At 65.4% G+C, this 23,357-nt stretch carries 24 protein-coding genes; 18 read left to right on the forward strand and 6 right to left on the reverse strand.

The features are described from left to right. Positions 1–3 precede the first annotated feature (3 nt). Together M2432_RS02990 and M2432_RS02995 are read left to right on the forward strand one after the other, a co-directional pair. Positions 4–687 carry a uracil-DNA glycosylase gene (locus M2432_RS02990; RefSeq protein ID WP_280825237.1) on the forward strand — a complete coding sequence of 228 codons (684 nt, stop codon included), beginning with the start codon at positions 4–6 and terminating at the stop codon, positions 685–687. Positions 688–1,058: 371 nt separating this feature from the next. Further along, positions 1,059–1,889, forward strand: coding sequence for a rhomboid-like protein (locus M2432_RS02995; protein ID WP_280825238.1), 831 nt, complete (start codon positions 1,059–1,061; stop codon positions 1,887–1,889). Between the two features lie 108 nt (positions 1,890–1,997). Here the strand turns inward: M2432_RS02995 and rpmB are convergent, their stop codons facing one another. Then, a complete protein-coding gene (gene rpmB, locus M2432_RS03000; protein WP_280825239.1) occupies positions 1,998–2,192 on the reverse strand; it encodes a 50S ribosomal protein L28 in 195 nt (64 codons plus the stop codon). A 250-nt stretch (positions 2,193–2,442) separates the two neighbouring features. On the opposite strand from rpmB, the gene M2432_RS03005 reads away from it, so the two are divergent. The 3 genes from M2432_RS03005 to M2432_RS03015 are packed head-to-tail and all read left to right on the forward strand — an operon-like array spanning position 2,443 to position 7,063. Continuing rightward, complete coding sequence (locus tag M2432_RS03005; RefSeq protein WP_280825240.1) at positions 2,443–4,131, forward strand: DAK2 domain-containing protein; 1,689 nt, start codon at positions 2,443–2,445, stop codon at positions 4,129–4,131. Beyond that, on the forward strand, positions 4,131–6,368 hold the full coding sequence (gene recG, locus M2432_RS03010) for an ATP-dependent DNA helicase RecG (protein ID WP_280825241.1): 2,238 nt from the start codon (positions 4,131–4,133) through the stop codon (positions 6,366–6,368). Before M2432_RS03005 ends, recG begins: the two co-directional genes overlap by 1 nt. Beyond that, complete coding sequence (locus tag M2432_RS03015; protein ID WP_280825242.1) at positions 6,365–7,063, forward strand: HNH endonuclease family protein; 699 nt, start codon at positions 6,365–6,367, stop codon at positions 7,061–7,063. Before recG ends, M2432_RS03015 begins: the two co-directional genes overlap by 4 nt. A gap of 98 nt (positions 7,064–7,161) precedes the next feature. On the opposite strand, the gene M2432_RS03020 is transcribed toward M2432_RS03015, so the two are convergent. Both M2432_RS03020 and M2432_RS03025 read right to left on the reverse strand, forming a co-directional pair. After that, entirely contained in the window at positions 7,162–7,998 is an 837-nt protein-coding gene (locus M2432_RS03020) for an aldo/keto reductase (protein ID WP_280825243.1), read from the reverse strand. 5 nt (positions 7,999–8,003) lie between these two features. Continuing rightward, positions 8,004–8,852: an aldo/keto reductase gene (locus tag M2432_RS03025; protein WP_280825244.1), complete on the reverse strand. Its 849-nt coding sequence runs from the start codon at positions 8,850–8,852 to the stop codon at positions 8,004–8,006. On the opposite strand from M2432_RS03025, the gene M2432_RS03030 reads away from it, so the two are divergent. From M2432_RS03030 to mutM, 10 genes are all read left to right on the forward strand, one after another. Next, complete coding sequence (locus M2432_RS03030) at positions 8,851–9,996, forward strand: alpha/beta hydrolase (RefSeq protein ID WP_280825245.1); 1,146 nt, start codon at positions 8,851–8,853, stop codon at positions 9,994–9,996. The genes M2432_RS03025 and M2432_RS03030 overlap by 2 nt on opposite strands. A gap of 62 nt (positions 9,997–10,058) precedes the next feature. Beyond that, complete coding sequence (locus M2432_RS03035; RefSeq protein WP_280825246.1) at positions 10,059–10,931, forward strand: thioredoxin domain-containing protein; 873 nt, start codon at positions 10,059–10,061, stop codon at positions 10,929–10,931. Beyond that, positions 10,928–11,521: a vitamin K epoxide reductase family protein gene (locus M2432_RS03040; protein WP_280825247.1), complete on the forward strand. Its 594-nt coding sequence runs from the start codon at positions 10,928–10,930 to the stop codon at positions 11,519–11,521. Before M2432_RS03035 ends, M2432_RS03040 begins: the two co-directional genes overlap by 4 nt. Before the next feature lie 46 nt (positions 11,522–11,567). Beyond that, positions 11,568–14,951, forward strand: a complete 3,384-nt coding sequence (locus tag M2432_RS03045) for a pyruvate carboxylase (protein ID WP_280825248.1) — start codon at positions 11,568–11,570, stop codon at positions 14,949–14,951. Further along, positions 14,948–15,505 carry a 16S rRNA (guanine(966)-N(2))-methyltransferase RsmD gene (rsmD, locus tag M2432_RS03050; protein ID WP_280825304.1) on the forward strand — a complete coding sequence of 186 codons (558 nt, stop codon included), beginning with the start codon at positions 14,948–14,950 and terminating at the stop codon, positions 15,503–15,505. The genes M2432_RS03045 and rsmD overlap by 4 nt, the downstream gene beginning before the upstream one ends. A 27-nt stretch (positions 15,506–15,532) precedes the next feature. Continuing rightward, positions 15,533–16,018, forward strand: a complete 486-nt coding sequence (gene coaD, locus M2432_RS03055) for a pantetheine-phosphate adenylyltransferase (RefSeq protein WP_280825249.1) — start codon at positions 15,533–15,535, stop codon at positions 16,016–16,018. A gap of 207 nt (positions 16,019–16,225) precedes the next feature. Then, positions 16,226–16,963 (forward strand): cell division protein SepIVA, encoded by a 738-nt coding sequence (gene sepIVA, locus M2432_RS03060; protein ID WP_280825250.1) that lies wholly within the window; start codon positions 16,226–16,228, stop codon positions 16,961–16,963. Positions 16,964–17,020: 57 nt separating this feature from the next. Further along, positions 17,021–17,584 (forward strand): DUF177 domain-containing protein, encoded by a 564-nt coding sequence (locus M2432_RS03065; protein WP_280825251.1) that lies wholly within the window; start codon positions 17,021–17,023, stop codon positions 17,582–17,584. After that, positions 17,581–18,315: a ribonuclease III gene (gene rnc, locus M2432_RS03070; RefSeq protein ID WP_280825252.1), complete on the forward strand. Its 735-nt coding sequence runs from the start codon at positions 17,581–17,583 to the stop codon at positions 18,313–18,315. The genes M2432_RS03065 and rnc overlap by 4 nt, the downstream gene beginning before the upstream one ends. After that, positions 18,308–19,168, forward strand: a complete 861-nt coding sequence (gene mutM, locus M2432_RS03075; RefSeq protein ID WP_280825253.1) for a bifunctional DNA-formamidopyrimidine glycosylase/DNA-(apurinic or apyrimidinic site) lyase — start codon at positions 18,308–18,310, stop codon at positions 19,166–19,168. Before rnc ends, mutM begins: the two co-directional genes overlap by 8 nt. Positions 19,169–19,195: 27 nt before the next feature. Here the strand turns inward: mutM and M2432_RS03080 are convergent, their stop codons facing one another. The 3 genes from M2432_RS03080 to M2432_RS03090 form a co-directional block, all read right to left on the reverse strand. Next, the gene (locus tag M2432_RS03080; RefSeq protein ID WP_280825254.1) at positions 19,196–20,002 is read right to left on the reverse strand and encodes a hypothetical protein; all 807 of its coding nucleotides are present in this window, start codon (positions 20,000–20,002) and stop codon (positions 19,196–19,198) included. 175 nt (positions 20,003–20,177) lie between these two features. Then, positions 20,178–21,185: a hypothetical protein gene (locus tag M2432_RS03085; RefSeq protein ID WP_280825255.1), complete on the reverse strand. Its 1,008-nt coding sequence runs from the start codon at positions 21,183–21,185 to the stop codon at positions 20,178–20,180. Between the two features lie 173 nt (positions 21,186–21,358). Then, positions 21,359–22,228 carry a hypothetical protein gene (locus tag M2432_RS03090; RefSeq protein WP_280825256.1) on the reverse strand — a complete coding sequence of 290 codons (870 nt, stop codon included), beginning with the start codon at positions 22,226–22,228 and terminating at the stop codon, positions 21,359–21,361. A gap of 120 nt (positions 22,229–22,348) precedes the next feature. Here M2432_RS03090 and M2432_RS03095 point away from each other — a divergent pair, with 120 nt between their 5' ends. The 3 genes from M2432_RS03095 to M2432_RS03105 all read left to right on the forward strand — a co-directional run. Continuing rightward, a complete protein-coding gene (locus M2432_RS03095) occupies positions 22,349–22,777 on the forward strand; it encodes an OsmC family protein (protein WP_280825257.1) in 429 nt (142 codons plus the stop codon). Between the two features lie 40 nt (positions 22,778–22,817). After that, positions 22,818–23,096, forward strand: coding sequence for an acylphosphatase (locus tag M2432_RS03100; RefSeq protein ID WP_280825258.1), 279 nt, complete (start codon positions 22,818–22,820; stop codon positions 23,094–23,096). Positions 23,097–23,196: 100 nt separating this feature from the next. Next, positions 23,197–23,357: leucine zipper domain-containing protein (locus tag M2432_RS03105; RefSeq protein WP_280825305.1), on the forward strand; the 161-nt coding region annotated here is incomplete at its 3' end.

The raw sequence follows: 23,357 nt of genomic DNA on the forward strand, positions 1-23,357 counted from the left end.
TGCGTGACTGCCCGACCCCTGCACGAATTGGTCGACCCCGACTGGGCGCGGGTGCTCGAGCCCGTCGCCGCCCAGGTGACCGCTATGGGCGAGTTCCTGCGAGCCGAGAACGCGGCCGGCCGCGGCTACCTGCCGGCCGGTGAGAATGTGTTGCGGGCCTTCACCTTCCCGTTCGATCAGGTGCGGGTGCTCATCGTCGGCCAGGATCCGTACCCGACGCCGGGGCACGCGGTGGGGCTGAGTTTCTCGGTGGCTCCCGATGTGCGCCCTCTGCCACGCAGCCTCGACAACATCTTCACCGAACTGTCTGCCGACCTGGGCTACGACAAGCCTGGTTGCGGGGACCTGAGCCCGTGGTCGAAGCAGGGCGTGATGATGCTCAACAGGGTGCTGACGGTTCGGCCGGGCAACCCGGCATCGCACCGGGGCAAGGGCTGGGAGGCCGTCACGGAATGTGCGATCCGGGCGCTCGTGGTGCGGCCGCAGCCACTTGTGGCGGTGTTGTGGGGTCGCGATGCGCAGACCCTCAAACCGATGCTGACCGGCGATCGGTGCCGGACCATCGAATCGGTGCATCCGTCTCCGTTGTCGGCATCCCGGGGCTTCTTCGGGTCGCGGCCGTTCAGTCGGGCCAACGAACTACTGGCCGAGTTGGGCGGCGACCCAGTCGACTGGCGCCTGCCCTGACATTCCCTGTCATCTCGTGACGCGCTGAGTCCCTGGTCGGCGGACCCGATCCTTGCGCGTAAACATGAATGACTTCTAGGCACAACGGCGTCGATACATCCACGCGTTATCGTGCCGCCAAGAATTCGTAAAAGTTGGGTCTGAGGTCGCCAACGAACCGTCTGGGAACCGTTGGAATGGCAGTAATGGTCTGCGAACGATTTCGACCAGACTCCCTCCGAGAAGGGCCATCTCTGCGCGTGAAGGTATGGCGGGCTCGAGCAGTGACCCAATGTGGCCTCGGTTGCTTTGCAGGGCGAAGCGACGAGCAGATCGTATGCGAATCAATCGCTGCACCAACTAGATTGCTGTTCACGCGAGCGTTCTCGTGGGTGCGGTCGGTCCGCGTCACAGTTGCCTACGCGCTGACGCTGGTAACTGTCGCGCTGACATTGAAAGCACTCGGCCCGCATGCGCAGGACGGGGCCGTAAATCTGCTGAGCACCAACCTGCACAACCTTGCGCGGGGTCGTCTGGACACGCTGGTTGACAGCGCCTTCGTCATCGACCTCGGCGACATCTACATGTGGTTGCCGGGGGTGGTGTGCCTATTGGGTTTGGGCGAACTGGCGTGGCGAGGCGCAAGACTGGTCGCCGCGTTCGCGTTGGGCCACATCGGTGCCACGTTGATCGTCGCGGTCTGGCTTGTCGTTTCGATCGATAAGGGATGGCTGCCCCATTCATTGGCGCAGGCAAGCGACGTCGGGATCAGTTACGGCGTCGCGGGCGTGCTCGGCTCGCTGACCGCATTGATGCCGGATCGCCGGCGCGCCGTGTGGGTGGGCTGGTGGTTCGGCATCGCGGCGTGGGAGGCGTCGAGCCTGGACTTCAGCGCTGTCGGGCATTTACTGGCTCTGATGTTGGGCGTCGCGGTATCCGCGCGGTGGCGTTCCGATACGCGCTGGACACCGGCTCGCGCGATAGTGCTCACTGTCGGCGTCGTGTTCAGTTACCTCACACTTGCCGGGGGATGGGTTTCTGCTGCACCGCTGGTGGGGTTCGCCGGTGTATGCGTGGCGATTGTTTACGTGCACGGCCTTCGAAGGGGCCACACTCGAACCGGGAGCACCGTGGCGGCGAACGGTGTGAACGTGGTCGCCGTGAGGCAGATCGAGCTGTCATCGCCGGGCTGGGGTTTGGTTACCCCGCCGAACATCGCATGACTGGACCGGCGGCCTCCTGAGGACACACGAAAGCGCTGCGTGCGATTCGCACGCAGCGCTCGGTGTCGCTATGAAATCGGACCGCCCGCTTGCGGGCAGTAGCCGAAACTAGCCGCGGGTGACCTTGCCGGCCTTCAGGCAGGACGTGCAGGCGTTGACGCGCTTGCGGTTGCCGCCCGGACGCTCAACGGCACGCACGGTCTGGATGTTCGGATCCCAGCGGCGGTTGGTCCGACGGTGGGAGTGCGAGACCGACTTGCCGAAGCCGGGTCCCTTTCCGCAGATGTCGCACACGGCGGCCATGAAGAACTCCTCGAAAATCAGTACTTGGGGTCTGAGTCCGACGGCCACGGGCAAGCGCGGCGCGACCAGACAACCTGACCAGGATACCGGGCGGACAGGGGATCACCAAAATGGGTGCTACCAGGCCTGCTGCTACCAGTGTGACACGAGCGGCGGGTCGGGAATCCACGACCGGAATGTGTCGGCCGCAATGGTTAGGCTGGCGCATTGACCGGTGGGCAGGCCGGGGGAGAACACTTGGGGAGGTCAGATGCCGGTTGGCGCGGTAGCCGCACCCCGTCCGCCGTACGTGCTGGATGGGGCCGCGCTGCGTGACTGGGCTCACAGCGGGGTGACCCAGCTGATTGCCCACACCGACGAGATCAACCGGCTCAACGTCTACCCGGTCGCCGATTCGGACACCGGCACCAACATGTTGTTCACCATGCGCGCCGCCGCTACCGGCGCTGATGAGGCCCTCTCCACGGCGGGCAACGACGTGGTCGCAGTTGCCGCCGGGTTGTCGGCTGCCGCGCTGACCGGGGCGCGTGGCAACTCGGGCGTCATCTTGTCCCAGATTCTGCGCGGCCTGGCTGACGTCACCGCCCAAGCCGGGCAGCAGCGCCACCACTTCAGCGAGATCGACGCCGCGGTCTTCGCCGCAGCCCTGCGGCATGCCATTGCCCTTGCCGTCGCGTCGGTGGGCGAGACGGTCCCGGGCACCATCGTCTCGGTGCTTCAGGCCGCGGCGACCGCGGCCGAAGGGTGCGTCGCAACCGGTGACCTCGCGGAGGCGGTGGCCGCTGCCGCCGATGCCGCAGCTACCGCTCTGGACCGCACCCCCCAACAACTTGATGTGCTGGCCGAAGCCGGCGTGGTTGACGCGGGCGGCCGGGGACTGTTGGTGCTGCTGGATGCCATGACCGCGACCATCACCGGCCAGAGCTCGGAGCGCCGCCCCTACCGGCCGGCCCCTGCGGTTGCCCCGTTGGAGCCCGAGCACGCCCACGCACACGGTGAATTTTCCGGAGCCACACCGCAATTCGAGGTGATGTACCTGTTGGCCGATTGTCGACCCGAAGGTGTCGAGGTGCTGCGTGCACGGCTGGAACTGCTCGGAGATTCGGTGGCCATCGCCGCCTCCGGTGAGGCCGACGCGGATATCAGGTACCGCGTCCATGTCCACTCAGACGATGCCGGTGCCGCCATCGAGGCCGCGCTGGACCTGGGCACTCTCAGCCGCGTCCAGGTGACCGCATTGATCGGCGCGGTCGGCGCTCGACAGGCCGGTGGCTGGAGCCGCGACCGTGCCGTGCTTGCCGTGGTCGACGGTGACGGGGCTGACGAATTATTCAGTGCCGAAGGCGCTTTCGTACTCCGGCCGGGTGCTGACCCGATCAGTGCTCAGCAGTTCCTGGCCGCTCTGGTCGGCACCGATGCTGCGCAGATCATGGTGCTGCCCAACGGTTATCTGGCCGCCGAAGAACTCGTGGCCGGTTGCACCACCGCGATCGGTTGGGGCATGGACGTGGTGCCGGTGCCCGCCGGATCCATGGTGCAGGGGTTGGCGGCGCTGGCTGTGCATGACGCCGGCCGCCAGGCTGTCGACGACGGCTACACCATGGCGCGGGCCGCGGCCAGTGCCCGGCACGGCTCGGTGCGGATCGCTACCGAGGAGGCTCTGACCTGGGCCGGCTCGTGCCGGCCGGGCGACGGGCTGGGCATCACCGGCGATGAGGTGCTGATCGTCGGGCACGATCTGGTCGGCGCGGCCACCGGACTGATCGACCTGCTGTTGTCCTCCGGCGGTGAGCTGGTGACGGTACTGACCGGGGCCGGCGTCGACGCGGAAATTGGGGTCGCACTGGCCGAACACGTCCGTCGTAAGCATCTGGCCGCGGAACTGGTCACGTACCACACCGGTCATCGCGGTGATGCGTTGCTGATCGGTGTGGAGTAATGGCGCGCCTCGGCGACCGCCTCGATTTCGTTCTGGGTAAGAAGACTGCCGACAAACTCGAGGAACATTTCGGCCTGCGCACCGTCAACGACCTGTTGCGGCACTACCCGCGCAAATACAGCGACAGCATGTCTGTGCGTAACCAGGGTGACGTGCTCGACGTCGAAGAGGGCGAACATGTCACGTTCATCGACTCGGTCTCCGACGTCAAGGTCGGTGACATGAAGCCCGTTATGCGCAAAAACCGGCGGATTACGCCGAAGTGGTTGCGGCTCACGCTCGGTCAGCACCGCCCACCTGTGACAGCGACGTTTTTCAATGCCGGCTGGATGGTGGAAAAGCTGCCCGTCAAAACCAAGCTCATGATCTCCGGTGAGATCAAGTTCTTCGGCAGGACCATGCAGCTGAACCATCCGGCCTTCCTGGTGCTCGATCCGCCGGACGGTAAGGACATCGGGACCAAGTCGCTCAAGACCATCGCCGCTACTTCGGGGGCCACCGGCGATGATCTGCTGGCGTTCTTCGAGCGCGACTTCTTCCCGATCTACCCGGCCTCGGCCAAGGTGCAGAGCTGGGATCTGTACGCCTGTATCCGGCAGGTGCTCGACGTGCTCGACCCGATCGCCGATCCGCTGCCGGAATCCTTTGTGCGTCAACGTGACCTGATGTCCGAAGACCAGGCGCTGCGGGCCGTTCACCTGGCCGAGAATGCGGCGCAGCGCGACCGCGCCGCCGAACGCCTGACCTACGACGAAGCCGTTGGTCTGCAATGGGGGTTGGTGGCCCGCCGGCATGGCGAACTCAGCGAATCCGGCCCCGCGGCTGCGCGGCGCGACGACGGTCTGGTCGCCGCGATGGCGCACCAACTGCCGTTCGAACTGACTGCGGGCCAACGCGAAGTGCTCGAGGTGATCTCGGGCGAACTGGCTCGCACCCGGCCCATGAACCGCATGCTGCAGGGTGAGGTCGGCTCCGGCAAAACCATCGTCTCGGTGCTGGCCATGTTGCAGATGGTTGACGCCGGCTACCAGTGCGCGCTGCTGGCCCCGACGGAAGTTCTTGCCGCCCAACATGCCCGGTCGGTGCGCGATGTGCTGGGGCCGTTGGGTATGGCCGGTGAACTGGGTGGTGCGGAGCAAGCAACCAGCGTTGCGCTGCTCACCGGATCCATGACCGCACAACAGAAACGGCAGACGCGCGAGGCCGTCGTGTCCGGACGGGCCGGCATCGTCATCGGCACCCATGCACTGCTTCAGGACACCGTCGAGTTCCACGACCTCGGCCTGGTGGTGGTCGACGAGCAACACCGGTTTGGTGTCGAACAGCGAGATGCTTTGCGGGCCAAGGCAGTTGACGGCGTCACGCCGCACCTGCTGGTGATGACGGCCACACCGATCCCGCGCACCGTCGCACTGACAGTCTACGGCGACCTGGAGACCTCGACGCTGCGGGAACTGCCGCGCGGCCGTCAACCCATCACCACCAACACCATTTTCGTCTCGGAGAAGCCGACCTGGCTGGATCGGGCCTGGGCGCGGATTCGCGAGGAGGTCAGCAGCGGGCGGCAGGCCTACGTGGTGGCTTCCAGGATCGACGAATCCGACAAACCGGCGGGCCAGAATCAGTCGGGCCAACCTCCGGTCACTGTTATCGCACTCCTCGAGCAGCTGAGCGCCGGCCCACTGTCGGGGTTGCGGTTGGGGTTGATGCACGGTCGGCTCAGCGGCGACGAAAAAGACGCCGTGATGTCGGCGTTCCGCGCCGGCCAGATCGATGTGCTGGTGTGCACCACGGTGATCGAGGTCGGTGTCGATGTCCCGAACGCGACGGTGATGATGGTGATGGACGCCGACCGGTTCGGCATCAGCCAGCTCCATCAGCTACGTGGGCGCATCGGTCGTGGCCAACACCCGAGCCTGTGCCTGCTAGCCACTAACCTGCCGGAGAGCTCCAAAGCGGGCGAGCGGATCAAGGCCGTCGCGAGCACGCTGGACGGATTCGTACTCGCCGATCTGGATCTGGACGAGCGTCGTGAAGGGGATGTGCTGGGACTCAACCAGTCCGGACGCACCATCAATCTCCGGTTCCTGTCACTGCGGGAGCACCTCGAGGTCATCACGGACGCGCGGGCGTTCTGCGAGTCGATGTATGAGCAGGATCCGCACAACGCCGGAATGACTTTGCTGGCAGCACAATTCACCGAAACCGACCGCGTCGAATACCTGGACAAGGCGTGAAGCGCTGGGTCTGGCTGGTGGCGGCCGTGATATTGGCGGTCGTGGTGGCTGTTCAGGTCGGAAGTGACAAGGAACCCAGCGTCCGTGCGGACGTCGCCGCCCCACCGACCATCGCCCACGGTGCCGATGTGCTGGCCGGCATCGCGGTGATCCCGGAGCGGGTGCGTGACTACAACTACCGCCGCGCGGCCTTCGGGGAGGCGTGGACTGATGACAACTCGGCACCCGGCGGGCACAACGGCTGCGACACCCGTAACGACATCCTGGGCCGTGACCTGGTGGACAAGACCTTCGTGTCGATCAAGCGCTGTCCGCAAGCGGTGAAAACCGGTGTCCTGCACGACCCGTACACAAACCAGACCATTGGATTCTCGCGCGGCAACCAGGTCGGCGCCTCGGTGCAGATCGACCACATAGTGCCCTTGGCACTGGCCTGGGATCTGGGTGCCCGGGACTGGCCCGAAGACCAACGGGTGCGGTTCGCCAACGATCCGGCCAACCTGCTCGCGGTGTCGGGGCAGTCCAACCACGACAAGGGTGATCAGCAACCCGCCAGCTGGATGCCACCCAACCATGCGTTCTGGTGCCAGTACGCGATGCAGTTCATCGCGGTGCTGCGCGGCTACAACCTTCCCGTCGACCAGCCGTCGGTGCCGGTGCTGCGGGACGCCGCGGGTAGCTGCCCGACGGGGTAGTACCGACGGGGTAGTACCGAAAAAGCAGCGATGCCGAAAACAACAAACGGGCCGCTTCTTCTCGCAAGAAGCGGCCCGTTTGTCCGTTTGGGCGGGGCCTAGATACCGGTGTAGGTGGCCGGGTCCGGGCGGTAGCGGGTGCCGTCATCCAGACCGCTGAGCGCATCCATGTGCTCGGTCGCCAGTTCGAAGTCGAACACGTCCATGTTCTCGGCGATGCGCTCCGGCGACGAGGATCGCGGGATGACCGAGTTGCCCAGCTGCAGGCTCCACCGGATCAGTGCCTGGGCCGGGGTCTTGCCGTACTCGCCGGCGATCGAGGTTACGGCCGGGTTGGTCAGCAGGTTGCCGATACCCAGCGGGCTGTAGGCCTGGGTGACGATGCCGCGCTCGGCGTGCACCGTGCGCAGCGCCGACTGGTTCAGCAGCGGGTGCAGTTCGATCTGGTTGACCACCGGGCTGACGTAGCTCAGGTCGATGATGGTGGACAGGTCCTCGTCGGTGAAGTTGCACACGCCGATGGACTTGGCGGTGCCGTCGTTGTGCAGCTTGATCAGTGCACCCCAGCTGTCCACGTACTTGCTGACGTTGCCGGCGGGCCAGTGGATCAGGTACAGGTCCACGTACTCCATGCCGAGCTTCTCCAGGCTCACCTTGATGGCGTCCTGCGCAGCTTGAAAGCCCTGATCGGCGTTGGCCAGCTTGGTGGTAAGGAAGATCTCGGCGCGCGGAATACCCGACGCGGCGATCGCCCGGCCGACGGCTTCCTCGTTGCCGTAGACGGCGGCGGTGTCGATCAGGCGGATACCCATCTCGAGCGCGGCCGACACGGCCCGCTCGGTGTCGGCGTCCGACAGCTCAGCGACACCGAGACCGAGCGCCGGCATCGTGTTGTCATCGTGGAGCGCCACATTGGGAATCTCTGCGGAGGCCATGTCACCTACCCTGTGAAGTTGAATGTGCGGGGATCGGGGCCCAGTCGGGTGCCGCTGTCGAGGGTTGCGATGGACGCCATGTCCTGCTCGCTCAGCTCGAAGTCGAACACGTTGAAATTACTCGCTATCCGGTCCGGGTTCACCGACTTGGGGATGACGATATTACCCAGCTGCAGGTGCCACCTAATCAGCGCCTGCGCTGGTGTTTTGCCATGTCGGTCGGCAACCGCGACCACGGTCGGATCCTGCAGGAGTGAACCCTGTCCCAACGGGCTCCAGGCCTCGGTGGCGATGCCCAGTCGGGCATGCGTTTCGCGCAGCTCGGCCTGCGGCCAGAGTGGGTGCAGTTCAATCTGATTGACCGCAGGCACGATCCCGGTCCCGTCGATCAGTGCGGTGAGGTGTTCAGGCTCGAAGTTGCTGACCCCGATCGAGCGAATTCGCCCCTCATCGCGCAGCTGAGCAAAAGCCTTGAAAGTCTCGACGAAGAGGTTCTGTGCCGGCATCGGCCAGTGGATGAGATACAGATCGAGGTAATCGAGGCCCAGCCGCTTCATACTTGCGTCGAACGCGGCTAGCGTCTTGTCGTAGCCATGTTCGGAGTTCCACAGTTTGGTGACCACGAAGACGTCCGCGCGCGCGACGCCCGAGTTTTTCAGTCCCCGCCCTACCTCGGGTTCATTGCCGTATGCCGCAGCGGTGTCAATGTGTCGGTAGCCGGCGTGCAATGCTGCGGTCACAGCGCTTTCGGTGTCGTCGGCGGGTGTCTGCCATACCCCGAGACCGACCGCCGGGATGACAGCACCGTCATTGAGTGTCAGCGAGGGGCCTGATGCAGGTAAAGGATCAGCCATGACCAGTAGCATGCCAGCCGATTCTGTGCGAACCGACGTAATAGCGCGCGAGGCCGCTGCCCGCAAACATCGGTCGGCAGGCCGGCCCAGCCACCGTCGACTGGCCATCCTCACGAGGCTCAGCGGGGCCGCACTACGCGTGCTGCCGGTGATCCCAGATCGCATCAAGCGCGTGCTGTTGGGTGGTCGGCGGGTCACCGTCGACGGCAACACCTTGGACACCACGCTGCAATTGATGCTGACGGCACAGCGCTCGTCGGGGGTCGGCGGCCTGGTCGCCAGCTCCGATGTCGAGGTGGCGCGGAATCAATTGGACAAGTTGGCCGGCCACCTCGACTCAGGTGTCGTGGTGCGGACCGAGGAACGTGCCGTTCCCGGGCCGGCAGGTTCGATCCGCGTCCGGCACTACCTTCCAGAGGGCTCGCGGCAGGCGCCGCTGCTGGTGTTCTTCCACGGCGGTGGGTTCGTCATCGGCGACCTGGACACCCATGACGGGCTGTGCCGGCTGATCTGCCGGGACGCCGGAATTCACGTGATGTCCGTCGACTACCGACTGGCCCCCGAGCGCCCGGCTCCAGCCGGCCTCGACGACTGTTACGCGGTGTACCTATGGTGCGTGAAGCACGCGACCGAACTCGGCGCCGACCCGCGGCGGATCGCCGTCGGCGGTGACAGCGCGGGCGGCAATTTCGCTGCGGTGATCGCCCGGCAGACCCGGGACAACGGCGACCCGGCACCGGTGCTGCAACTTTTGATCTACCCGGTTACCGACATCGACTCCGACACCCGCTCCAAGGTGCTGTTCGCCGACGGATACTTCCTGACCAAGGCCGACATGGACTGGTTCCGCGACTCTTATCTCAGCGGGTCAACCCTGCCGGCCACCGACCCGCGGATCTCCCCGTTGCTGGCCGAGGACCTGTCCGGGCTGCCGCCGGCTCTGGTGGTGACCGCCGGGTTCGATCCGTTGCGAGATGAGGGCAACGCCTACGCCGAAGCACTCGCCGCCGCGGGCGTCGTTGTCGACCACCGCACCTACGGGTCAGTGGTGCACGCTTTCGCGAACTTCTTCCCGCTCGGTGGCGACTCCGCAGTCGCCACGGCGGACATGGTCTCGGCGCTGCGGGCCCACCTGAGCCGCTGACGGGCTGGCCCTGATCGACGGGTCCGACGATTTCCTTTCGGGTCGTCGGTACCCTTGACGCCGTGCCGTCGAAATCTGCCAAGAACGCCAGCTACGACCTGAAGTCCGCGGACCGTAAACGCGACTGGATCGTCAAGGGCGGGCTGACCGCTCTCGTCATCGTGTTCGCGGTGGGGCTGGTGTTCTACATCGTGACAAACGGCAAGGTCAAGCCGAAATCCGATGAGGTGCGCTCCATCCACATCGCCGCCGCCAACGTGGTGACCAAGCCGGGTACCAGCGACCCCAAAGTGCAGATATCGCTGTATGAGGACTTCCTGTGCCCCATGTGCGGCCAGTTCGAGCAGTTCTACGGCCCGACGGTGAACAAGCTGATCGATTCGGGTGCGGTTTCGGTCGACTACTACATGACCGCGCTGTTGTGGCGGCAGAACCCCAACTCGTACTCGTCGCGCTCGGCCGCGATGGCGTACTGCGTGGCCGACGAGAACAAGGACGCCTTCCGGCGTTTCCACGCCGCGCTGTACGCCCAGCAGCCCTCGGAAACTGCGTCGACCTTCCCGGACAACGCCAAGCTGCTTGAAGTCGCCCGGCAGTCCGGTGTCGGTGTCGGCCCCAACGACCCGGTGGGCAAGTGCGTGAACAACGGCACCTACCTGGACATGGTCAACGCCCTGGTGGCCAACACCAAGATCCAGGGCACGCCCACCATCAAGATCAATGGTCAAGAGGTTGGCAACGACCTGATGGGCGGGGCCACCAAGCCAGATCCGCAACTGCTGGTCGACAAGATCAAGGCCATCGCCGGTGACGTGCCCGGGCTCGGTACCGCTCCACCGGCGATGCGTCCCGGAGGCGCCCCCGGCGCTCCGCAGCCGCCGGCAGTTCCGGCCCCGCCGGCCGCGCCCGCACCTGAGGCTCCCGCCCAGCCGTGACAGAAGCCGTCACACCCGGGGTGACCGTCAGCCGAGCCAGCGCCATCTGGGTGCTGATCGCCGGTGTCATCGGTGAGATTGCATCGTTCGTGCTGTCGGTCGAGAAGATCCGGCAGCTGGAGAACCCGGCCTATGTGCCGTCCTGCAGCATCGACCCGGTGCTGTCCTGCGGCTCGGTGATGCTTACCAAGCAGGCCTCGCTGTTCGGATTCCCCAACCCGCTGCTGGGTATCGCGGCCTTCAGCGTGGTCATCGTCACCGGTGTACTGGCAGTCGTCGGTATCCGGCTGCCGCGGTGGTACTGGGCCGGGTTCGCCGTTGGGACGGTACTCGGCGCAGTATTCGTGCACTGGCTGATCTTCCAGAGTCTGTACCGGATCGGCGCCCTGTGCCCGTACTGCATGGTGGTGTGGGTGACCACCATGGCTCTGCTGGTGGTGGTCGTATCAATCGCCTTGCGGCCCTTGGCCGGCAATGCGGTGCTGCGAGTGCTGTATCAGTGGCGCTGGCCGCTTTATGCGTTGTGGGTCACAGCAATCGCACTATTGATCCTGGACCGGTTCTGGAATTATTGGTCGACTCTGATCTAGTCGGAGCTGTCGCATCAACTGACGCCATCAAATATGGGGGTCGATCGTGTTTTCTAAGCTGTTGGTGGCCAATCGCGGCGAGATTGCCGTCCGTGCCTTCCGTGCTGCGTGCGAACTGGGCATCACGACCGTGGCGGTGTACCCGTTCGAGGACCGCAACTCGGTACACCGACTGAAGGCCGACGAGTCCTACCAGATCGGCGCCGTCGGCCATCCGGTCCGTGCCTACCTGAACGTCGACGAGATCGTCGCCACTGCGGTGGCATGCGGCGCCGACGCCATCTACCCGGGCTACGGATTCCTTTCGGAGAACCCGCATCTCGCGGCGGCATGTGCGGCGGCTGGCATCACTTTCGTCGGGCCCAGCGCCGAGGTGCTCGAATTGACCGGCAACAAGGCGCGGGCCATTGATTCAGCGCGGGCGGCCGGATTGCCAGTGCTGGCGTCGTCAGCGCCCTCGTCGTCAGTCGAGGAATTGGTCGCGGCGGCGAAACTGATGCAGTTCCCGTTGTTCGTCAAGGCGGTCGCCGGCGGCGGTGGGCGCGGTATGCGCCGTGTCGAGGACCCCGCCGAACTGCGCGAGGCCATCGAAGCCGCTTCCCGCGAGGCCGATTCGGCGTTCGGTGATCCGACGGTGTTCCTGGAACAGGCGGTGATCAACCCGCGGCACATCGAAGTTCAGATCCTTGCCGACAACTACGGCAACGTCATCCACCTGTTCGAACGTGACTGCAGTGTGCAACGCAGGCACCAGAAGGTGATCGAGCTGGCTCCGGCGCCGAATCTGGATCCCGCTCTGCGGGAACGCATCTGCAGTGACGCGGTGGCGTTCGCCAAGCAGATCGGCTACTCCTGCGCTGGAACCGTGGAATTCCTGCTCGACGAACGCGGTAATCACGTGTTCATCGAGATGAATCCGCGGATTCAGGTGGAGCACACGGTGACCGAGGAGATCACCGATGTCGACCTGGTGGCCTCGCAGTTGCGGATCGCTTCCGGCCAATCGCTGTCTGATCTCGGTCTGAGCCAGGATGGGCTGCACCCGCACGGGGCTGCCCTGCAGTGCCGTATCACCACTGAGGATCCGGCTAACGGCTTCCGTCCGGACACCGGCCGCATCACCGCGTACCGCACGCCCGGCGGCGCCGGTATCCGGTTGGATGGCGGTACCCATCTGGGTGCCGAGGTGTCTGCTCACTTCGACTCGATGCTGGTCAAACTGACTTGTCGTGGAAGCGATTTCGCAACCGCGGTGGCCCGTGCGCGACGTGCGGTGGCAGAGTTCAGGATTCGCGGGGTATCGACGAACATCCCGTTCCTGCAAGCGGTTCTGGACGATCCGGATTTTGTCGCCGGGCGGGTGACCACATCGTTCATCGATGAGCGGCCGCAGTTGCTGACCTCGCGCACCAGCGCGGACCGCGGCACCAAGATCCTGAATTACTTGGCCGATGTGACGGTCAATCAGCCCCACGGGCCTCGGCCGTCGGCGGTGTACCCACGGGACAAGCTGCCCGCCGTCGACCTCAAGGCCGAGCCGCCAGCTGGCTCGCGGCAACGCCTGGTTGCGTTGGGGCCGCAGGGTTTTGCCAACTGGCTGCGCGATTCTCCGGCCGTAGGGGTCACCGACACCACCTTCCGTGATGCACACCAGTCGCTGCTGGCGACTCGGCTGCGCTCCACCGGGCTGCTGGAGATCGCTCCGTACATCGCTCGACTGACTCCCGAGTTGCTCTCCGTCGAGTGCTGGGGCGGCGCGACTTACGATGTGGCGCTTCGCTTTTTGAAGGAAGACCCGTGGTACCGGCTGGCGTCGTTGCGGGAGGCCATGCCCAACATCTGTCTGCAGATGCTGCTGCGCGGCCGGAACACGGTGGGCTACACCCCGTATCCGGAGACGGTCACCTCGGCATTCGTCGACGAGGCCGCCCGCACAGGCATCGACATCTTCCGGATTTTCGATGCGCTGAACAACGTGGACTCCATGCGACCGGCTATCGATGCGGTGCGGGAAACCGGCACTGCGATAGCCGAAGTCGCGATGTCCTACACGGGCGACCTGTCGAACCCGAAGGAAACGCTTTACACGCTGGACTACTGGCTGCGCCTCGCCGACCAGATCGTCGAAGCCGGAGCGCACGTGCTGGCCATCAAGGACATGGCCGGTCTGCTGCGGGCGCCCGCGGCACAAACACTGGTGTCCGCGTTGAAGTCTCGCTTCGATCTGCCGGTGCATGTGCACACCCACGACACCCCGGGCGGTCAACTGGCCACCTACGTGGCGGCCTGGGAGGCCGGTGCAGACGCGGTCGACGGCGCGGCAGCGCCGATGGCCGGCACCACCAGTCAGCCCGCGTTGTCCTCGATCGTGGCCGCCGCCGCGCATACCAAATGCGACACCGGACTCTCGCTGGACGCGGTGTGCGACCTGGAGCCGTTCTGGGAGGCGCTGCGCAAGGTGTACGCGCCGTTCGAATCGGGCCTGCCGTCGCCGACCGGCCGGGTGTACACCCACGAGATTCCGGGTGGGCAGCTGAGCAACCTGCGACAGCAGGCCATCGCGCTGGGGTTGGGCGGCCGGTTCGAGGACATCGAGAACGCCTATGCCGGCGCTGACCGCATCCTGGGCCGTCTGGTCAAGGTCACCCCGTCCAGCAAGGTGGTCGGGGATCTGGCGCTGGCGCTGGTCGGTGCAGGCGTCGGCGCCGACGAGTTCGCCGCCGATCCTGCGCGGTACGACATTCCCGAGAGCGTCATCGGGTTCTTCCGCGGCGAGTTGGGCGATCCTCCGGGCGGATGGCCGGAGCCGTTGCGCACCAAGGCATTACAGGGCCGCGGCCCGGCTCGGCCGGAGCAGGAGCTGACCCCGGAGGACGAGGCCGCGCTCGCGGTTCCCGGGCATGAACGGCAGGGCACGTTGAACCGCTTGCTGTTCCCTGGTCCGACCCGTGAATTCCTTGCGCACCGTGACGAATACGGCGACACCTCACGGCTCAGTGCCAACCAGTTCTTCTACGGACTGCGCCGCGGCGAGGAGCATCGGGTGATGCTGGAGAAGGGCGTCGAGCTGCTGATAGGCCTGGAAGCCGTCTCCGAGCCCGACGAGCGCGGCATGCGTACGGTGATGTGTCTGATCAATGGTCAGCTGCGGCCGGTGCTGGTGCGTGATCGCGGTATCGCCGCAGATGTGCCGGCGGCCGAAAAGGCCGATCGCGCAAACCCGGACCACGTTGCGGCCCCGTTCGCCGGGGTGGTCACGGTGGCGGTTGCCGTCGGAGATCAGGTTGCCGCCGGGCAGACCATCGCGACCATCGAGGCGATGAAGATGGAGGCGGCGATCACCGCGCCCAAGGCTGGTACCGTGACCCGCATCGCCGTCACGCCCACGGCCGGCGTGGAAGGCGGAGATCTACTTGTGGTGATCGCCTGACCCGGATCATCGGCGGGCGCTTCGGGGGTCGCCGAATCACCGTGCCGCCCAAAGGGACTCGTCCTACTACCGATCGGGTTCGGGAGTCGTTGTTCAACGTGCTGGCCGCCCGCGTCGACTTCGAGGGCGCTCACGTGCTGGACCTGTACGCCGGGTCGGGCGCGCTGGGTCTGGAGTCGTTGTCGCGCGGTGCGGCGTCGGCGTTGTTCGTCGAAGCCGACCGACGGGCAGCGGCGGTGATCTCCCGCAACATCGGTGAGCTGGGTGTCGATGGTGCACAGGTGCGGTGCGGGTCGGTGGCATCGGCGCTGGGTGTCGGCGCGCACCGCCAGGTGGATTTGGTGTTCGCCGACCCGCCCTATGAGGTACCGGTGGCAGAGGTGGAAGCGGTTGTCGCGGCACTGATTTCGGGCAATTGGCTGGCGCCCGGGGCGGTCGCGGTGATCGAGCGGCCGACGGGTGGCCCCGTGCTGGCCTGGCCGCAGGGCTGGACGGAGTTGCGCGAGCGGCGTTACGGCGACACTCGGTTGGAGATGGCTCAATGGGACGGATGAGATTCGGGGCTTGTACCGTCATCGGTTATGAGCGGCGCGGTATGCCCGGGATCGTTTGACCCGGTAACCCTTGGTCACATCGACGTCTTCGAGCGGGCTGCGGCCCAGTTCGACGAGGTGGTCGTGGCGGTGTTGGTGAACCCGAACAAGCAGGGCATGTTCACCGCCGATGAGCGCATCGAGATGATCGTCGAGGCGACGCGGCACCTGTCGAATCTGCGGGTCGAGTCCGGGTCCGGGCTGGTGGTCGATTTCGTGCGGTCGCGCGGCCTGACTGCCATCGTCAAGGGCTTGCGCACCGGCACCGATTTCGAATACGAGCTGCAGATGGCACAGATGAACCGCCATGTCGCCGGGGTGGACACCTTCTTCGTCGCCACCGCGCCGAGCTACTCGTTCGTCTCCTCGTCGCTGGCCAAGGAGGTCGCTGCGCTCGGTGGCGACGTGACCCACCTGTTGCCGGCAGTGGTGAATGAACGCCTGGCGGCCAAGTTGGCTGCGCGCCGCACATAGCCCCGGAATACCACGGCGACCGGGCGTCCGATTCCGGTGTGATTCTGCCGCCACGGCGCTGCCTTTCAGGTAGTTTGCAGCTGCACGTAGGGCATTGCGGGGGCATCGAAACCGGATGTTCATCGCGACACACCGGCTGGCAAAGCCAAGTCACATGAGTAACACCAGGCACACTAGTAACAACAACTACGCCTGGAGGATGTGGCCGTGTACCGAGTATTTGAGGCGCTGGACGAGCTCGGCGCGATCGTGGAAGAGGCACGTGGCGTGCCGATGACCGCGGGTTGCATGGTGCCGCGCGGCGACGTCCTGGAGCTGATCGACGACATCAAGGACGCTATTCCGGGCGAGCTGGACGACGCGCAGGACGTGTTGGATGCCCGCGACGGCATGCTGCGGGAAGCCAAAGAGCATGCCGACGGGATGGTGGGGGCGGCTCGCGCCGAGGCCGACGGGATGGTCAACCATGCCCGTGCGGAGGCCGACAGGCTGCTGGCCGACGCCAAAGCTCAGGCGGACCGGATGGTCGCTGAGGCACGTCAGCACAGCGAGCGCATGGTCGGTGAGGCGCGCGAGGAGGCGAACCGCATCTCCAACGGCGCCAAGCGCGAGTACGAGGCCACTACCGGACGCGCAAAGGCCGAGGCAGAGCGCCTGATCGAGAGCGGCAACCTCTCCTACGAGAAGGCCGTTCAGGAAGGCATCAAGGAGCAGCAGCGCCTGGTGTCGGAGACCGAGGTGGTGCAGACGGCGCACGCCGAGGCCACCCGCATGATCGACTCCGCCCACGCCGAGGCAGACCGGTTGCGCGGTGAGTGCGACATCTACGTCGACAACAAGCTCGCCGAGTTCGAGGAGCACCTCAACGGCACGCTGCGGTCGGTCAGCCGGGGACGCCATCAGCTGCGGACAGCGGCCGGCACGCACGATTACGCACAGCGCTGAGCCGCGCGCCGGCGATCAGTGACCTGACGCCTGCGCACCCCGACGTAGAATCGACCAATGCCTGGCCCACGTCCGCTGACGATCGACATTGCGCGGTTGGGCCGTCGGCCCGGATCGATGATCACCCATGTCGAGACCGTGCCGAGCCCGGAGCGGATCGGCTTGGACCTGATGGCCATCGACGCCGGCGCGCCGATCGAACTCGATCTGCAACTGCAGTCGGTATCCGAGGGTGTGTTGGTAACCGGGTCGGTGTCAGCGCCCACCACAGGAGAGTGCTCGCGGTGCCTGAGCCCGCTCACCGGGCATGTCACCGTCGACCTCACGGAGTTGTTCGCGTACCCGGACAGCGCCACCGAGGCCACCACAGAAGAGGACGAGGTCGGCCACGTCGTTGACGACACCGTCGACATCGAGCAGACGATCATCGACGAGGTCGGGTTGGTACTGCCATTCTCGCCGTTGTGCACCCCGGATTGCCCGGGGCTATGCCCGGACTGCGGTATTCGACTCGCCACTGCCGAGCCCGGCCACCATCACGACAAGATCGACCCGCGCTGGGCGAAGCTGTCGGCCATGCTGACGACAGACACCCCGGATGCGCCGAAGGACGATTCGTGACGGCAGATCGTGCGCCGCTTTTGGAGGCGCTGGGCGTAGACCTGCCGGATGACCTGTTGACCGTCGCGCTGACGCACCGCAGCTATGCCTATGAGAACGGTGGGCTGCCGACCAATGAGCGCCTGGAATTCCTCGGGGACGCCGTTCTCGGCGTGGTTATCACCGCCGAGATCTTCCGGCGGTATCCGGACCGTAGCGAGGGTGAGCTCGCCAAGCTGAAATCGGCTGTGGTCAATACCCAGGCGCTGGCTGAGATTGCCCGGAGCCTTACCGCGGACGGCCTCGGTTCCTATCTGCTGCTGGGCCGCGGTGAAATGGCAAGTGGCGGAGCGCAAAAGGCCAACCTGCTGGCGGATGGGCTCGAATCCTTGCTGGGCGCAACGTATATCGAGCACGGCCACGAGGTGGCCGCCAGGGTGGTGATGGGTCTGTTCGGTGTTGTCCTGGAGACCGCGGCCAGCCTCGGCGCCGGACTGGACTGGAAAACCAGCCTGCAGGAACTTTCGGCCGCACGCCGACTTGGCGTCCCGTCGTACGCGGTGACTTCGACCGGGCCCGAACACGACAAGCAGTTCACCGCACGCGCTGTGGTCAACGGCGTCGACTACGGCGAGGGCATTGGCCGTACCAAAAAGGAGGCCGAGCAGCACGCTGCGGCCGCCGCATACACCGCGCTGGAAGCCAGCGAGGTCAGTGAGGCCCCAGCGGCTGATCCCGCCGCCGATGCCTGAGCTGCCCGAAGTCGAGGTGGTGCGTCGCGGCCTCCAATCACACGTCGCGGCAAAGGGTTTCACCTCGATTCAGGTGCTCCATCCACGGGCGGTGCGGCGCCATATCGCCGGGCCCGCGGACCTGGCCGGCCGACTGGTTGGACGCAGGATCATCGAAACCGGCCGCCGCGGCAAGTACCTGTGGCTCACCCTCGACGGTGACGAGGCTTTGGTGGTGCATCTGGGCATGAGCGGGCAGATGCTGATCGGGCCACCGGCTCGACCCGAGCACCTACGTATCACCGCTGTACTCGATGACGGCACCCAACTCAGCTTTGTGGATCAGCGGACGTTCGGCGGGTGGCAGGTTTCCGAGCTGGTCGAGGTCGACGGCACGCTGGTTCCCGAACCTGTCGCGCACATTGCCCGAGATCTGCTGGACCCGCAGTTTGATCTGGATTCAGTGGTGAACATCTTGCGGCGCAAGGACTCTGAGATCAAGCGGCAGCTACTTGATCAGACCGTGGTGTCCGGCGTCGGTAACATCTACGCCGACGAAGCACTGTGGCGTGCCCAGATCAACGGCTTTCGGGTGGCATCGGCGCTGTCGCGCCGAAGGCTCGGTGAACTGCTCGGCTACACGGCCGAGGTGATGAGTTCGGCTCTGGCGCAAGGCGGTACGTCCTTCGACTCGCTGTATGTCAACGTCAACGGAGAGTCGGGTTACTTCGATCGTTCCCTGGACGCCTATGGGCGGGACGGCGAGCCGTGCCGACGCTGCGGGGCGCCGATCCTGCGGGAGAAGTTCATGAACCGGTCGTCCTACTACTGCCCGAAATGCCAACCGCGGCCGCGTAAGTCGCGTACGACCTGACGCAGCCGCGGCGTGCGGTACTTCAGGTCAATTCATCCCGGGCATGTTCTTGAGCATGGGGCTGTCGGTCATGCACATCTTCCACTTGCCCGACTCTTTGCGGAAGTACATCTGCCCGCTGGGCAGCTGCCTGGAGCCAATGGTGCCCGAGACCGTCGCAGTGGCAGTGTCGCCGTCGACCTGAATGTTGCTGATGTTTGCCGATATGTCCGCTCGGCCAGCGCCTCCTGCGGTGCCGGCTCCGCCGGGAAGATTGCCGCCAAACCTGCCGGCGAGCTTCAAGTCGTTGGCGCACATGAGGTCCTGCGGACCGCTGGCGCCGTTGCTCTTGGAAAAGATGTTGCGGATCTGGTCCTCGTCGCTACCCGAGCCTGAGGCCTGCGAAGTCCCGCCCGCTGTGTTGCTGCTGGTGGAATCACCTTTGAGTACCAACCACCCAGCCAGACCCAGGCCGACTACGACGAGTACAACCAACCCGATGATCAGCGCTGTCTTGCCGTTGCTCGACGGCGGAGGTGGGGGGAAAGCGCCGCCGTAGCCCGGCATCCCCGGATAGCCGGGAACCTGGGGATACCCTCCGGACTGCCCGTAACCCATGGGCTGTCCGTACCCCGTCGGTTGTCCGTACCCCGTCGGTTGTCCGTACCCTGGGGCGCCAGGGTAACCGGGAGTACCTGGGGGCGGCGCGGGGTAACCATAACCAGCGGGCTGGCCAGGCGCGCCGTATCCGCCCTGCGGTGTGGGCCCCGGCGCCGCAGGGAAGCCTGCGGTCGGCTGTGGTGTCTGCCACGGCTGGGCGCCCGGGGTTCCCGATCCGGACGGGGGATAAGTCATGTGTGGTCACTCCCTGTGAAATGTGCTTGGTGCCAAACGTAACATCGGTATTCGGGGTAGGCCCGTGCGAAGCGGTCACGGTACGTGCGCCGCAACGCGGTCCGAATCGCCAACAGTGATCGCACAAGTCACTAAGGACCGGCCGTCAGGTCGGGCAGCGCCGCTGCCCTTCCGGTCAGTTGGTGCCGAGGAGCTTTCTCTTGACGTCGGCCAACTTCGGATCGTCGCTCATGCAGAACGTCCAGTTGCCGCCTTCTTTGCGGAAGTAGACGCTCTTGCCGCGGCTGGTCGTGGCAATGGCCGTGTCGCCGGTGACCTGGATCTGGACCCGCTCGTCGCTGCTGTTGCCGTCATGATCGTTGAATGCCGAATCGTCGGGTGTCTTCCCGAGTTTGGCAAGTGCGTCATACATCTTCAGATCGGTGGCGCACGAGTGTGCCTTCAGATCCTCGAAGCTGTGGACTGACGAGGCCACTTTGACGATCTGCGCTTCATCCGACGGTACCGATGGCCCGATACCGGAGCTTCCGCCACTGCCGCCGCTACCGGAACCGCCACCGCTGCCGACGCCACCACCGGTGTCGCTACTGGCATTGGTATCGCTGGTGGAGCCGGCACCGCTCGAACGTGACGGCCAGAACGCGAAGATCAACGCGCCGATCAGTACGACCACCACCACGGCGACCCCGGCAATGATCAGGCCCGTCGAGCGGCCCTGTTTGGGTGGCATTGCGCCGGGAAAGCCGGGGCCCATCGGATAACCGGGCCCCATTGGGTAACCGGGCCCCATTAGGTAACCGGGCATCTGGGAGCCGGGCTGTCCATAGGCACCTGGTTGTCCGTACATGCCGGGCTGGCCATATCCGGTCGGCTGTCCGTAGCCGCCCGGTTGCCCGTAACCGGTGGGCGGTCCGTAACCGGTGGGCGGTCCGTAACCGGTGGGCTGTCCGTAACCGGTGGGCTGTCCGTAACCAGGCGCGCCCCCAAACCCTTGCGGTGCAGCGGGATATCCCTGCGGGTAACCGGGAGAGTCGGGGTAATCCTGCGGGGCGCCCGAGGCAGCACCGGGGTAACCGGAGCCCGCGGGCTGTTCGCCGTACCCGCCTTGTTGGTACCCGGGGTTCGGCTGGGGTGTCTGCCAGGGCTGGCCACCTGGATCGGAGCCGAACGGGGGATAGGTCATGTCATCGCTCTCTGTGAACTGTGCTCAGCCCAACGTAACACCGGCCAAAGTGACCGACCAGCGCAAGACAGTCACGATTGGGCTGGCTGTGCGCACCCTTCGGATCGGTGTGACCAGGCAGCGCGCAGTAGAAATCTGACGTCGGCGATTCGCTTCGAGACCGGCTCAGCGGGTCAGTTGTACATGCCTTTCATGAGGTTGGCGAATATCGGGTCATCTGTCAGACAAACCTTCCACTGACCGCCTTCCTTTCGGAGGCGAAGGCCGTGTCCCGCTTGGTTCTTGGGGACTGCGACTGCAGTATCGCCGTGGACCTGGATGTCACCGATCTCGTCCTTGGTGATGCGCGCATCCATACCTGCTAGCGGGGAGTCACCAGACGAGTTGTCCGTACCCAACGAGAACTGGTCGTAGAACTTCACGTCGTTGGCGCATGAGTGCGCTCTGAGATCGGCGTTGGTTTTGATGGACGTCAAGGTGTCGCGAATCTGTTCCTCATCAGAGCGCGCCGGCCAGAGGGCATAGGCCATCACACCGACCAGCGCGACCACCACGGCAAGGCCGACGATGATCAGGCCAGTGGGCGGACCCTGCTTGGGCGGAGTCGCGCCGGGAAAACCTGGCCCCATCGGGTAACCGGGCACTGGGCCACCAGGCTGTCCATAGCCGCCCGGTTGCCCGTAAGCAGGTTGCCCGTAAGCAGGCTGCCCGTAGGCAGGCTGGCCGTAACCCGGTTGACCGTAGGCAGGTTGACCGTACGCAGGTTGGTCGTACGCAGGTTGACCGTAGCCCGATGGCCCGTAGCCGGCTTGTCCGTAAGCAGGAGGTTGGCCATAGGCCGGCTCCGGCCCGTAGCCGGCCGGTTGTCCGTAGCCCGGCGCCGACTGGGGGCCGGGGTAGCCCTGCGGTGCGCCCGGCACCGCTGCGGGGTATGCCGGATCCGTGGATTGGCCGGGTTGGTTGGCGCCGTATCCGCCCTGCGGCTGCTGAGGCGGCTGCCAGGGTTGGGTGCCGGGATCGGAGCCCGACGGGGGATAGGTCATGTCGTCACTCTCCGTGAACTGTGCCTGTGCTTGACGTTACACCGGCAAAACGGGCCCATCAGCGCATGGCAGTCGTGATTGGGTCGGCGGCGTCGATGGTGGGCACGGTACAAATGAGCAATGACGGAACTGTGGGTCGAACGGACCGGGGTGCGCCGCTACACCGGGCGCAGCACGCGTGGAGCTGAGGTTTTGGTCGGTTCCGAAGACGTCGACGGCGTTTTCACCCCGGGCGAGTTGCTGAAGATCGCATTGGCGGCCTGCAGCGGCATGAGCAGCGATCAACCACTGCGCACCCGCCTCGGTGACGACTACCAGACCACCATCCGAGTTTCGGGCCCCGCTGACCGCGAAAAAGAGGTCTACCCGAAGCTCGAAGAAGCCATGGAACTCGACCTGTCCGCGCTATCCGAGGACGACGTCAAGCGGCTCAAGATCGTCGTCGAGCGGGCCATCGACAAGGTGTGCACCGTGGGCCGCACACTCAAGGCCGGCACCGAGGTGACGTTCGAGTTCACCACCGCCCAAACGGACAAACGGGCCGGATAGTGCGAGTAGATCCGGCCATTTCGTCGATCTCGGCAGGCGCGTGAGCGAGCAGGTCCGGCTCTCGGCTTGGGTGCACGGCTATGTCCAGGGCGTCGGGTTCCGTTGGTGGACCCGCGCCCGCGCGCTTGAGCTGGGCCTGACCGGCTATGCCAGCAACAAGCCCGACGGCCGGGTACACGTTGTCGCGCAAGGATCGCGGCCGGACTGCGAGCGGCTTTTGGACCTGTTGCGCAGCGGCACCACACCCGGAACGGTGAGCATGGTCGTTGAGGACTGGGCCGCGGCCGGGCCGCCGATTGAGGGCTTTATCGAGCGCTAGATGTACTCGGCAGGGACGTTGTTGACGATTCGGCTGTGAGAAGGGAGGACCTCCGGGCTTAGTGGAGATGTCTGACGTCTTCACACACTCGGAGGTCCTCGTGTCTCACGCTAGTGCCCGGTTGACCGTTCATGGTCGACAACTACTGGTCGATCGCATTCTGATCGGCGGCCGCAAACCCGCCCACGTCGCTGCCGAACTCGGTGTTTCCAGGCAGTGTGCGTACCGATGGGTGAATCGCTATCTCGCGGAAGGGCCAGC

Source organism: Mycobacterium sp. OTB74, from assembly GCF_029892685.1.
Taxonomy (GTDB): domain Bacteria; phylum Actinomycetota; class Actinomycetes; order Mycobacteriales; family Mycobacteriaceae; genus Mycobacterium.